Below are 12,383 nucleotides of genomic sequence, written 5' to 3' on the forward strand. Positions count from 1 at the left end.
CCGCAGTCATTGCAGGCTGCGAGGCGGGCTCAGTGTTGAATTATTTGGCGCTGAGTTTCAGGTGTTCGGCAGCGGGTTTGCCGTCTACCGTGGTCACCCCTTCAAGCCAGCGCTGCAGGTCTTGCGGATGGTCCTTGAGCCACTGCCGGGCAGAGGCTTGAGCATCCTTGTGATCGAGCAGCGGCTGCATCATGCGGCTCTCGTCTTCGGCGCTGAAGGTCAGGTTGCTGAGCAAACGGCTGACATTGGGGCAGCGGCTGGCGTAGTCCGGGGTGGTGACTGTCCATACTGTGGCCAGGCCTTCATCCGGGCCCAGAGCGCCTTCGCTGCCGGTCAGGTAGGTCATGTCCTGATTAATATTCATCGGGTGTGGGGTCCAACCGAAGAACACAATCGGCTCATTGCGATTAACTGCGCGGGTCACCGCCGAGAGCATGCCGGCTTCACTGGACTCCACCAACTGGAACTTGCCCAGGCCAAACCGGTTTTTCTCGATCATGGCCTTGATCTGGGTATTGGCGCCGGAGCCCGGTTCGATCCCGTAAATCTTGCCGCCCAGTTCTTTCTCGAATTTGGCAATGTCAGCAAAGCTTTTGAGCCCCTTGTCAGCCATATAGGTCGGAACGGCAAGCATGGCCTTGGCGTCTTTAAGGCTCGGTTCGGCCAGTATCGTGACCTGTTTGGCGTCCACAAACGGGGTAATGCTCTGGTTCATGATCGGGTTCCAGTAACCCAGAAACATGTCCAGCCGCTTGTCACGCAGGCCGGCGAAGATAATTTGCTGTGAGGCACTGGTTTGTTTGGTTTTATAGCCCAGACCGTCGAGCAGGGTCTGGGCCATGGCGCTGGTGGCTATTACATCGGTCCAATTGACCACACCCATGCGTACGTTCTTGCACGAAGCATCTTCAGCCGCCAACACGTAGGGGCTCAGTACCAACAGGCAACAGCTGATCAGTCGTTTCATGGGGAGGGGCCTCGGCAGGTTGTTATTGGAGGATCGGCGTCTTTGTGCACCGTGATACCAAGGTACGCAGACGGCGTGCTGCGCAACCGCACTGGGGCGACGTGGATTTGCACTGCAGCGACCTGACTGTGGTTCAATCCGCTGAACCGACTTGAGAGCCCCCCTATGGCCCAGGATTTTTACTTCCTTCTGCTGCCCGGCTTTTCCTCAATGGGCTTTATTTCGGCCATCGAGCCGCTGCGGGTGGCCAACCGTTTTCGCGGTGAGCTGTACCGCTGGCATGTGCTCAGTTGCGGGGGTGGCGCCGTGTTGGCGAGCAACGGTATGTCGGTCAATGCCGAAGGCGGGTTTGAGGCACTTAAAGCCGGTGCGACGTTGTTGGTGGTGGCCGGCTTTGATCCGCTGACCCACGTGACCCCGGCCCTGATTCAGTGGCTGCGACGCCTGGACAACGACGGCGTAACCTTGGGCGGCATCGACACGGGTAGCGTGGTGCTGGCGCAGGCGGGCTTGCTCGACGGCTATCGCCTGACCTTGCACTGGGAGGCGCTGGAAGCGTTCAAAGAGTCATACCCCAAGCTGCAGGTGACTCAAGAGCTGTTTGAGATTGATCGCCAGCGCATCACCTGTGCGGGCGGCACTGCCTCGATCGACCTGATGCTGGACCTGATAGCCCAGGCTTATGGGCCAGAGTTGGCGATTCAGGTGTCCGAGCAGTTCGTGCTTGGCCGTATCCGTCAGCGCAAAGACCACCAGCGCATGCAGGTCGCCAGCCGTTATGGCATCCATAACAAAAAATTGGTGCAGGTGATTGGCGAGATGGAACAACACAGTGAGCCGCCACTGAGCACCGCGCAACTGGCGCTTGGCATCAAGGTTACAAGGCGCCAGCTGGAGCGTCTGTTCCGTTTGCACCTGAACGACACCCCGCGCAACTTCTACCTCGGTCTGCGTCTGGAAAAGGCCCGGCAACTGCTGCGGCAGACCGACATGAGCGTGCTGGACATCAGCATTGCCTGCGGCTTTGAATCACCGTCCTATTTTACCCGCAGTTACCGGGCGCGGTTTAGCTGTGCGCCGAGGCAGGATCGGGTAGCCGTTACTAACCCTTGAGCAATGCCGCACACGCCGCCTTGAACGCCTCATGCTGATACTTGTTCAGCGAGGCCGGCAGGTCGAAGGCGTGTTTCTTGTATTGCGCATTGAGGGTCTGCGGCGACAGCAACTGCACCTCGCAATCGTCCAGCAACTGGATGATGCCTTCGATCTTGAACGTGGTCGGGCCACCGGCAAATTCACCCTTTTTGCTGCGCTTCTTGATCGCGATCCGGGTGATACCGTTGCTCTTTACAAAACCTGCCAACTGCACCGCGAAAGCCTTGACGTTGGCGGCTTCGTCATCATCGTCAAGGGCGATTTTTTTGGTGGCCAGGGCCACATGTTCAAGGCCATTGGCGCCTTGGGTAGCCATTGCAAAAATGGCTTCGCTGCCTTTGATCTCGATACCGCAAATAGTCATAAGAACCCTGGTTTTATCAAGTTTGAAAATCAGTCCTGCCCGATCGATTCCAGAAACTCCGAGCGGTCGTCACTGATGCGCGCCATGCAGTCGTTCTGGGCGATGTTGAACGCTTCGGTACCGGCGGTCGCGGGGAACACGGCAATTGCGCAATCGGCGTCGCGCTGGTGCAGCCACAGGGCCTGAGCGGTCTTGATCTTGCTCAGGATGTTATTGAGCTGGGTGGCGTTACTGCCGTACAGCGAAGTCATGCGTTCCTGCAGGGCCTCGTAGTTTTCGGTCAGCAACTGCTCGGCCGCATTTTTGCTGAACACCGAGCACGCCAGGGTTTGGCGGTCGTTTTCCACCGCGTCGCACGGGTTGTAGTCGGCATTTTCAGCTGCATGGGCGCCGCCGGTGATCAATGCCAAGGCCAGGAGAATCGATTTCATTGCCGCTTCCTAATCCATAGTTGGGGCCGATTCTGGCTTATGCGTGAGCCAAAGAACAGCTGGCTCATGACATTGCTGTTGGCGGCTTTGTCGCGAGTTGACGCTTTCGGCAATTACGCTGTCGCTTTTGCACCCGGCTGGTTTTGACCCCAGGCCTATGCTGGCCCCAATAGCGCCGGCAGACGATTCGGCGCAGCAAACACCAACAAGGGGACGCCTGATGAGCCCAGCCGAGTTGCACGCCGACAGCATCGTTATCGACGGGCTGATCATTGCCAAATGGAACCGCGAACTGTTTGAAGACATGCGCAAGGGCGGCCTGACTGCGGCCAACTGCACCGTGTCGGTCTGGGAGGGCTTTCAGGCCACGATCAATAATATCGTCGCCAGCCAGACCCTGATTCGCGACAACAGCGACCTGGTGATCCCGGTCAAGACCACTGCTGACATCCGTCGAGCGAAAGAGCAGGGCAAGACCGGGATCATCTTCGGCTTCCAGAACGCCCATGCCTTTGAAGACCAGCTGGGCTATATCGAGATCTTCAAGCAGCTCGGCGTTGGCGTGGTGCAGATGTGCTACAACACCCAGAACCTGGTGGGCACCGGCTGCTATGAACGCGATGGCGGGCTCTCGGGTTTTGGCCGCGAAGTAGTGGCTGAAATGAACCGTGTCGGGATCATGTGCGACCTCTCTCACGTCGGCTCGAAAACCTCGGAAGAGGTGATCCTGGAGTCGAAAAAGCCGGTCTGCTACTCCCACTGTCTGCCGTCCGGTCTCAAAGAGCACCCGCGCAACAAATCCGACGCCGAACTCAAATTCATTGCCGACCACGGCGGCTTTGTCGGCGTGACCATGTTCGCGCCATTCCTGGCCAAGGGCATCGACTCGACCATCGACGACTACGCCGAAGCGATCGAATACACGATGAATATTGTCGGCGAAGATTCGATCGGTATCGGCACTGACTTTACTCAGGGCCACGGTCAGGACTTTTTCGAAATGCTGACCCACGACAAGGGCTATGCCCGCCGTCTGACCAGCTTCGGCAAGATCATCAACCCGCTGGGTATCCGCACTGTGGGCGAGTTTCCCAACCTCACCGAAACCCTGCTCAAGCGCGGCCACAGCGAACGCGTGGTGCGCAAGATCATGGGCGAGAACTGGGTCAACGTGCTCAAGGATGTCTGGGGCGAATAAGCCGCCAGCAATAGTTTCACTCATTTTCTGGAGTTTTGTTCCATGGCTAAAATCGCCCCGCAATTGCCCATCGAAGTCGATAGCGAAACCGGTGTCTGGACCTCCGACGCCCTGCCCATGCTCTACGTGCCGCGACACTTTTTCGTTAACAACCACATGGGTATCGAAGAAGTCCTGGGTGCTGATGCCTACGCCGAAATTCTCTACAAAGCTGGCTACAAATCCGCCTGGCACTGGTGCGAGAAAGAGGCTGAATGCCACGGCATCGAAGGCGTCGCAGTGTTCGAGCACTATATGAAACGCCTTTCGCAGCGCGGCTGGGGCCGGTTCACGATTGAGGACATCGACCTCGATAAAGGCACCGCGACCATCAAGCTGGAACACTCCTGCTTTGTGTACGTATACGGCAAGGTCGGTCGCAAGGTCGACTACATGTTCACCGGCTGGTTTGCCGGCGCGATGGACCAGATTCTGCACGCCCGTGGCAGCAACATCCGCACCGTGGCAGAACAGGTTTATAGCGGATCGGAAGAAGGCCACGACCACGGCCTGTTTATCGTCAAGCCGTTGTAAGTCGAGGATCGGGATATGGCGTTCGAAGCAATGTTTGAGCCGATTCAAATCGGCAAACTGACCATTCGCAATCGTGTGCTCAGCACCGCCCATGCCGAGGTGTATGCCACCGATGGCGGCATGACCACCGAGCGTTATGTGCAGTACTACGAAGAAAAGGCCAAGGGCGGTATCGGCCTGGCGATTTGCGGTGGCTCATCGGTGGTGGCCATCGACAGCCCGCAAGAATGGTGGAGTTCGGTCAACCTGAGCACCGACCGCATTATCCCGCACTTCCAGAATTTGGCTGACGCGATGCACAAGCATGGCGCCAAGATCATGATCCAGATTACCCACATGGGCCGCCGCTCACGTTGGGACGGTTTCAACTGGCCAACCCTGATGTCGCCCTCCGGCGTGCGTGAGCCGGTGCATCGGGCCACGTGCAAGACCATCGAACCCGAAGAAATCTGGCGGGTGATCGGCAACTATGCCAGCGCCGCAGGCCGGGCTAAAAAGGGCGGACTGGACGGAGTGGAGCTGTCAGCGGTGCACCAGCACATGATCGACCAGTTCTGGAGCCCTCGCGTCAATAAACGCACCGATGAATGGGGCGGCAGTTTTGAGAACCGCATGCGTTTTGGCCTTGAAGTGCTCAAGGCCGTGCGCGCCGAAGTGGGGCCTGATTTCTGCGTGGGCATCCGCCTGTGCGGCGATGAATTTCACCCTGATGGCCTCAGCCATGAGGACATGAAGCAAATTGCCAAGTACTACGACGATACCGGCATGCTGGATTTTATCGGTGTGGTCGGCTCGGGCTGTGACACCCACAACACCCTGGCCAACGTCATCCCGAACATGAGCTTTCCGCCGGAGCCGTTTCTGCATCTGGCCGCCGGTATCAAGGAAGTGGTCAAGGCCCCGGTGCTGCACGCGCAGAACATCAAGGACCCGAACCAGGCCACGCGGATTCTGGAGGGGGGGTATGTCGACATGGTGGGTATGACCCGTGCCCATATCGCCGACCCGCACCTGATCGCCAAGATCAAGATGGGCCAGGTCGATCAGATCAAACAATGCGTGGGTGCCAACTACTGCATTGACCGTCAGTACCAGGGGCTGGACGTGCTGTGTATTCAGAACGCCGCCACCTCCCGTGAGTACATGGGCGTGCCGCACATTATCGAAAAATCCACCGGGGCCAAACGCAAGGTGGTGATTGTCGGTGCCGGGCCTGCGGGGATGGAAGCGGCGCGGGTAGCTGCCGAGCGCGGCCATGACGTGACCCTGTTCGAGAAAAAGGACGCCATCGGCGGGCAGATCACTACCGCCTCCAAAGCGCCGCAGCGAGATCAGATGGCTGGCATCACCCGCTGGTTTCAACTGGAACTGGCGCGCCTGAAAGTTGACCTGCGCCTGGGCACGGCGGCTGATGCGGCGACGATCATGGACTTGCGTCCGGACATCGTGGTGCTGGCCGTGGGCGGGCACCCGTTTGTGGAGCAGAACGAACACTGGGGCGCAGCCGAAGGGCTGGTAGTCAGCAGTTGGGATGTGCTCGACGGCAAGGTGGAACCGGGCAAAAACGTGCTGGTTTACGACACCATTTGCGAATTTACCGGCATGTCGGTTGCCGACTATATGGCGGACAAAGGTGCGCAGGTCGAAATCGTCACCGATGACACCAAGCCTGGCGTGGCTATTGGCGGCACCTCCTTCCCCACGTACTACCGCAGCCTGTACCCCAAGGAAGTGATCATGACCGGCGACATGATGCTGGAGAAGGTCTACCGCGAGGGTGACAAGGTGATTGCTGTATTGGAGAACGAATACACCGGAACCAGGGAAGAGCGGGTGGTCGATCAGGTGGTGATTGAAAACGGCGTGCGTCCTGACGAAGAGCTGTATTACGGGCTCAAGCCGGATTCGCGCAACAAGGGCCAGATCGATGTCGAAGCCCTGTTTGCGATCAAGCCGCAGCCGTGTTTAAGCGAAGCGGGGGACGGTTATTTGCTGTTCCGTATCGGTGACTGCGTGGCCCAGCGCAACGTGCATGCGGCGATCTATGACGCGCTGCGGTTGTGCAAGGATTTTTAAGTACACCCCTGGCCCTCACCCTAACCCTCTCCCGGAGGGAGAGGGGACTGACCGCACGCGGATTCAAAGCCTCCACAAATCAGCCCCCTCTCCCTCCGGGAGAGGGCTGGGGTGAGGGTTTTGTGTTTACACCGAATATTGATGGGAGCCACCCATGCTGAACTTTCTTCTCCCCATTCTGTTATTCGCGGCACTGGTCCTCGCCTTTATCGGCGCCGTGCGCCGCATGAACATGTGGCGCCGCGGCCGCCCGTCAAAAGTCGACCTGCTCGGCGGACTTTTAGCCATGCCGCGTCGCTATATGGTCGACCTGCACCATGTGGTTGCCCGCGACAAATACATGGCCAACACCCACGTCGCCACGGCTGGCGGCTTTGTGCTGGCAGCCGTGCTGGCAATCCTGGTGCATGGCCTGGGCTTGCATAACCGCATCCTCGGCTATGTTTTGCTGTTGGCCACGGCGCTGATGTTTGTGGGCGCGCTGTTCGTGTTCAAACGTCGCCTGAACCCGCCGTCACGCCTGTCCAAAGGCCCGTGGATGCGCCTGCCGAAAAGCCTGCTGGTGTTTTCAGCGAGCTTTTTTGTCCTCACCCTGCCCGTTGCAGGTGTATTGCCCGAAGGCTTTGGCGGTTGGGCGCTGGCGGCCGTGCTGGCGCTTGGTGTGCTGTGGGGCGTGTCCGAACTGTTTTTCGGCATGACCTGGGGCGGGCCGATGAAGCACGCCTTCGCGGGCGCATTGCATCTGGCCTGGCATCGCCGCGCCGAGCGCTTTGGTGGTGGCCGCTCCACCGGGCTGAAACCACTGAATCTGAACGATCGCAATGCCCCCCTGGGCGTGGAAAAACCCAAGGACTTCACCTGGAACCAACTGCTGGGTTTTGACGCCTGCGTGCAATGTGGCAAATGCGAAGCCGCTTGCCCGGCCTTTGCCGCTGGCCAGCCGCTCAACCCCAAAAAGCTGATTCAGGACATGGTGGTCGGGCTTGCGGGTGGTACCGATGCCCATTTTGCTGGCAGCCCATACCCCGGCAAACCCATCGGTGAACACGGCGGCAACCCGCACCAGCCCATCGTCAATGGTCTGGTCGATGCCGACACACTGTGGTCCTGCACCACTTGCCGTGCTTGCGTTGAAGAGTGCCCGATGATGATCGAGCACGTGGACGCCATCGTCGACATGCGCCGCTTTCTGACCCTGGAAAAAGGCGCGACGCCGAACAACGGTGCCCAGGTGCTGGATAACCTGATCGCCACCGATAACCCCGGCGGTTTTGCCCCCGGCGGGCGGATGAACTGGGCGGCAGACCTGAACCTTGACCTGATGCGCGACAAGCCCGCCGCGGATGTGCTGTTCTGGGTCGGTGACGGTGCCTTCGACATGCGTAACCAGCGCACCTTGCGTGCTTTCGTCAAAGTGCTCAAGGCGGCGCGGATCAATTTTGCCGTGCTGGGCCTGGAAGAGCGCGACAGTGGTGACGTGGCACGGCGCCTGGGCGATGAAGCAACCTTTCAGGCGCTGGCCAAGCGCAATATCCAGACCCTGGGGCAGTACAGCTTCCAGCGCATCGTCACCTGTGACCCGCACAGTTTTCATGTGCTGAAAAACGAGTACGGCGCCTTTGGCGGTGACTACCTGGTGCAACATCACAGCACTTACATGGCCGAGCTGATCAGTGCCGGCCTGCTCAACCTTGCCGCGGATGCGGGCGGCAGCGTGACCTATCACGACCCCTGCTATCTGGGCCGTTATAACGGCGAATACGAGGCCCCGCGTGCGGTGTTGCGCGCGCTTGGCATTGAGGTCAAGGAGATGCAGCGCTCGGGCTTTCGCTCCCGTTGCTGCGGTGGCGGTGGCGGCGCGCCGATTACCGATATTCCCGGCAAACAGCGGATCCCCGACATGCGTATGGATGACATCCGCGAGACTGGCGCCGAACGCGTAGCGGTGGGTTGCCCGCAATGTACGGCGATGCTCGAAGGGGTGGTCGAGCCCCGTCCGCAAATCAAGGACATCGCCGAACTGGTGGCTGATGCGCTGATTGAAGACAGCGCCCCGGCCAAACCGGCGCGGCGTGCAGAACCGGAGGTCATCGCATGAGTGACATTATTCGCCGCGACCCGCGTGCCGAGTGGATCGCCCGCAACCGTCTGCACCCGTTGCACGCTGCCATGCAACCCGCCCAGCAGAGCTGGATGGGACCCAATGGCGTAATGCGCAAAAACGTCCACGGGGTGGGCTTTATTGGCCCTAACGGCATCAAACGTATAGACCGCAGCGGTGCGCAGCAGGGCGGCGTGACCAAACGTGCCGCCAGTGCCACGGTGCAATTGCCGCTGCATCAGGTTGCGGCCCCGGCGTTTTTTATCGCCGTGGTGCCGGATATGGTCGGGGGCCGCCTGAGCAGTCACGACCGCGATCTGCTGGGGCTGGCCCGACAATTGGCGGGCAGCGATGGCGCCGTGCTGGCCGTGGTGTTTGGCGAGTGCAAGGAAACGGCCTTTGCCACGGCCGGGGTGGATCGGCTGTTGCTGCTCGACAGCCAGGGTTATGCACCGGAGCAGCGGGTGCTAGGTTTGCGCGCTGTGGATAACCAGTTTGCGCCGCGCCACTGGCTGTTGCCTGACAGCCGCACGGGGGGCGGTGAACTGGGTCGACGTTTGGCTGCCAGCCTGGGCGAGCGTCCGGCCACGCGGGTGTGGCAGGTCAAGGACGGCGCCTGTATCGGCCGTGCCGGGGCGGGCCTGCAAGATATGGCGCAGCCTTTGCGCCGTTTGATCCTGGCGACGGCTGAATGCGCCGAGCCGGTCAGTGAAACCCGTCATGAAGCATTGGTGGTGCAGTTATCCACAGCCGTAGTGCCTTGCCTGCCGCGGATCGAAGATTTGGGCGCGGTGGAGGTCGACCCGGCCGCAGTGCCGATGGCCGAGGCCGAATTTATCCTTAGCGGCGGCAATGGCATCAAGGACTGGGGACTTTTCCACAGGGCGGCCGCTGCATTGGGCGCTACTGAAGGTGCGTCGCGGGTGGCGGTGGACGATGGCTTCATGGGCCGTGACCGTCAGGTCGGTGCCAGCGGCACCTGGGTGACGGCGCGGGTTTACGTGGCGGTCGGTATCAGCGGTGCAATCCAGCACCTGCAAGGGATTGGCGCGTGCGACAAGGTGGTGGCGATCAATCTCGATCCGGGCTGCGACATGATCAAACGTGCTGATTTGTCGGTGATCGGTGACGGGGCGGCGGTGCTTGAAGCGCTGATCGTGGCTGTGGATAACTGGCGCCAGGGTACCCTCACCCCAGCGCTCTCCCAGAGGGAGAGAGAGCCGATTGTCAGTGTTCGTTAGACCGCGTGCGGTCAATCCCCTCTCCCTCCGGGAGAGGGTTAGGGTGAGGGGCTTTTGATTGGGAGAAAGACACATGACCATCGCCACCGTTGCACTGGTTTCAATCGGTGCCCATCCCGCTTCAGGCCGCGCCCGCCGCGCCGAGCAGGACGCCCGTGCCGTCGAACTGGGCCTGGAGCTGGCCGGTGAAAGCCTGCATGTGCTGCACGCGGGCAACCCCCATGAGCCCGCATTGCGCGCTTATTTGGGCATGGGCCTGGACGAGCTGCATGTGCTGGAGCAACCCGACGGCGCGGATGCCGTGCCGGTGTTGCGTGATTACATCCGTGAAGCGGGCGTGCAACTGGTGCTCACCGGCAGCCAGGCCGAAACCGGTGAGGGCTCGGGCATGCTGCCTTACCTGTTGGCCGAGGAGCTGGGTTGGCCGCTGCTGGTGGGCGTGGCGCAAATCGAATCTATCCACAATGGCGTGGCGCAGGTGCTGCAAGCCTTGCCCCGGGGGCAGCGACGTCGGCTGCAGGTTCGCCTGCCGTTTCTGGTCACTGTGGATAACGCTGCGCCAAAGGCGCGTCAAAGCGCCTACGGCCCCGCCACGCGGGGTTTGGTCAACGCTGAAGTGGTTGAAATCGTTACCGATGAGTTATCCACAACCGGCGTACTGCAACCTGCCCGACCACGGCCCAAGCGCTTGAAGGTGATCAAGGCCAAAAGTGGCGCAGATCGCATGAAAGCAGCTACCGCCAAGGCGGCTGGCGGTTCCGGGCAGGTCCACACGGGGCTCAGTGCTCAAGCGGGAGCCGAGGTGATTCTCAAACTCCTGATCGAAGAAGGCGTTGTGCGTTAGCGTTTGCGGCCGGAACCTGAGCCAGCGCCTTCATTTGTATTGGCGCTCACCGCCAGATGCAAATATGGCCTGAGATTTACGGGCGGTAGCCTGGAGTCTTTGTTCGCGTTGGTTGACTAACTGCCCGTAGTACCCCTTGACGCGAAGGACGTACCTATTGCGCAAATGCTCACGATTTGGCCTTGTTCCGGCGTTGTAGGCGCCCACGGCGTCCCAGCTGTAACCCAGTTGCTGGACCAGTCTGGCGAGAATCCAGGCACCCGCCATAACACTGGTGCAGGGTTGAGTCTGGAGTTGATATTCGCTGATGCCAAAAGTGGCGAGGTGCTTCAAATGACGACTGTTGACTTGCATCAAACCTATATCGTATGTCCCGTCTCTATTGATGTTACGTGCTGCCGGATTCATTTTCGATTCAACTTGGGCAATGGCATGTAACAGCAACGGATCAATATCATAGCGGTTACCTGCATCTTGCCAGCAATTGGCACGGGCAAAGGTCGGTGTTAGTCCTGCACATATGACAAGTATAATCAGAAATGAATGTTTCATATTCAGACCTCGCCGTTTCAGAAAACGGATAAAGCAGGGGTGTAAATGTAATAGCTAAATTGTTTTATTTTGTTGATTCTGTACGGTTGTATCGGTGGTTAATAAGGAGCTCGCAGTTGTAGGTGTGGCGGGTAAGATCACATATTTTTCACGTTTAAAATATAAGCATTTGCGTGTTTAGGGGCGTGTTACCTGAAGTTTTTGTATGTTTTTGAGTGCCTGAATTAACGTGTCGATGAACAGGCTGCATAAAAATAAATATAGAACTTATTCGTTTGATGGCAATTGTCCTGCAATCAAAATTGGATCCGTTGAAATGAGGCGACTAATCGTTTTCTGATTATGTTTCTTTTGAATTATTCATTTTGTGAGTGTTTAGAGTTATTTAATAAGGGGGGAGGGCTTGCAGTCTGGAATTGTTATAATGCTTGGAGTGATGCTAAATCTCTAAAAAGTCTAAGAAACGTTCCAGATGCGGGTGATAGATCGGGCGTTTTTTACGTCTGACATAACTTCCCCCGTGAGCAAATTCACGAACCGTATTTCTTGTGAGCAAGGTTCTGCCTGACACCTGTACAAAGTTACCCCGGATTTCTGTGTGCCTGCCTGTGGGTAACCTGTCTGTATTTGCTTGCAGGGCACGGCCTACGGGCTTCTTGCGGGGTTGTACGAAAAATGATCGCTAGTAAGAAATCTTATCTGCTGGTTGATTGCGGTGTTTATCCACAAACTCTGTTGGTGAAGATGTGGATAACTTGTTCGCTATATCTTGCAGGCCTCTATTTTCATAGGCTGCAGGCTGTTGTTCAAAAAACGTTCAATCCCGACTCTACTGTCCTTTTGAAGCCATACATCCAGCCAGCGTAGGGGTTTGGGCAGTT

At 58.6% G+C, this 12,383-nt stretch carries 11 protein-coding genes; 7 read left to right on the forward strand and 4 right to left on the reverse strand.

The genetic code is table 11. The features are described 5' to 3' along the window. Nucleotides 1-40: 40 nt before the first annotated feature. Complete coding sequence (gene choX, locus CJU81_RS07785) at nt 41-967, reverse strand: choline ABC transporter substrate-binding protein (RefSeq protein WP_095036148.1); 927 nt, start codon at nt 965-967, stop codon at nt 41-43. Nucleotides 968-1,132: 165 nt separating this feature from the next. Between choX and CJU81_RS07790 the strand changes: the two genes are divergently transcribed. Further along, nucleotides 1,133-2,080 (forward strand): GlxA family transcriptional regulator, encoded by a 948-nt coding sequence (locus CJU81_RS07790; RefSeq protein ID WP_095036149.1) that lies wholly within the window; start codon nt 1,133-1,135, stop codon nt 2,078-2,080. Here the strand turns inward: CJU81_RS07790 and CJU81_RS07795 are convergent. Both CJU81_RS07795 and CJU81_RS07800 read right to left on the reverse strand, forming a co-directional pair. Further along, complete coding sequence (locus CJU81_RS07795; protein WP_095036150.1) at nt 2,070-2,486, reverse strand: DUF3010 family protein; 417 nt, start codon at nt 2,484-2,486, stop codon at nt 2,070-2,072. The two genes, CJU81_RS07790 and CJU81_RS07795, sit on opposite strands and share 11 nt — an antisense overlap. Before the next feature lie 29 nt (nt 2,487-2,515). Further along, nucleotides 2,516-2,917 (reverse strand): lysozyme inhibitor LprI family protein, encoded by a 402-nt coding sequence (locus tag CJU81_RS07800; protein WP_095027537.1) that lies wholly within the window; start codon nt 2,915-2,917, stop codon nt 2,516-2,518. Nucleotides 2,918-3,137: 220 nt separating this feature from the next. Between CJU81_RS07800 and CJU81_RS07805 the strand changes: the two genes are divergently transcribed. From CJU81_RS07805 to etfB, 6 genes are all read left to right on the forward strand, one after another. After that, a complete protein-coding gene (locus CJU81_RS07805) occupies nt 3,138-4,115 on the forward strand; it encodes a dipeptidase (protein ID WP_095036151.1) in 978 nt (325 codons plus the stop codon). A 42-nt stretch (nt 4,116-4,157) separates the two neighbouring features. Beyond that, on the forward strand, nt 4,158-4,688 hold the full coding sequence (locus CJU81_RS07810) for a 4-vinyl reductase (protein WP_095036152.1): 531 nt from the start codon (nt 4,158-4,160) through the stop codon (nt 4,686-4,688). A 15-nt stretch (nt 4,689-4,703) separates the two neighbouring features. Next, a complete protein-coding gene (dgcA, locus tag CJU81_RS07815; RefSeq protein ID WP_095036153.1) occupies nt 4,704-6,764 on the forward strand; it encodes a dimethylglycine demethylation protein DgcA in 2,061 nt (686 codons plus the stop codon). A gap of 154 nt (nt 6,765-6,918) precedes the next feature. After that, on the forward strand, nt 6,919-8,862 hold the full coding sequence (gene dgcB / locus CJU81_RS07820) for a dimethylglycine demethylation protein DgcB (protein ID WP_095036154.1): 1,944 nt from the start codon (nt 6,919-6,921) through the stop codon (nt 8,860-8,862). Next, nucleotides 8,859-10,106, forward strand: coding sequence for an electron transfer flavoprotein subunit alpha (etfA, locus tag CJU81_RS07825; RefSeq protein ID WP_095036155.1), 1,248 nt, complete (start codon nt 8,859-8,861; stop codon nt 10,104-10,106). The genes dgcB and etfA overlap by 4 nt, the downstream gene beginning before the upstream one ends. A 73-nt stretch (nt 10,107-10,179) precedes the next feature. Then, nucleotides 10,180-10,950 carry an electron transfer flavoprotein subunit beta gene (gene etfB, locus CJU81_RS07830; RefSeq protein WP_095036156.1) on the forward strand — a complete coding sequence of 257 codons (771 nt, stop codon included), beginning with the start codon at nt 10,180-10,182 and terminating at the stop codon, nt 10,948-10,950. Between the two features lie 30 nt (nt 10,951-10,980). Here the strand turns inward: etfB and CJU81_RS07835 are convergent, their stop codons facing one another. Next, nucleotides 10,981-11,502: a transglycosylase SLT domain-containing protein gene (locus tag CJU81_RS07835; RefSeq protein ID WP_095036157.1), complete on the reverse strand. Its 522-nt coding sequence runs from the start codon at nt 11,500-11,502 to the stop codon at nt 10,981-10,983. Between the last annotated feature and the right edge of the window lie 881 nt (nt 11,503-12,383).

This window comes from Pseudomonas fragi, from assembly GCF_002269505.1.
Lineage (GTDB): Bacteria > Pseudomonadota > Gammaproteobacteria > Pseudomonadales > Pseudomonadaceae > Aquipseudomonas > Aquipseudomonas fragi_D.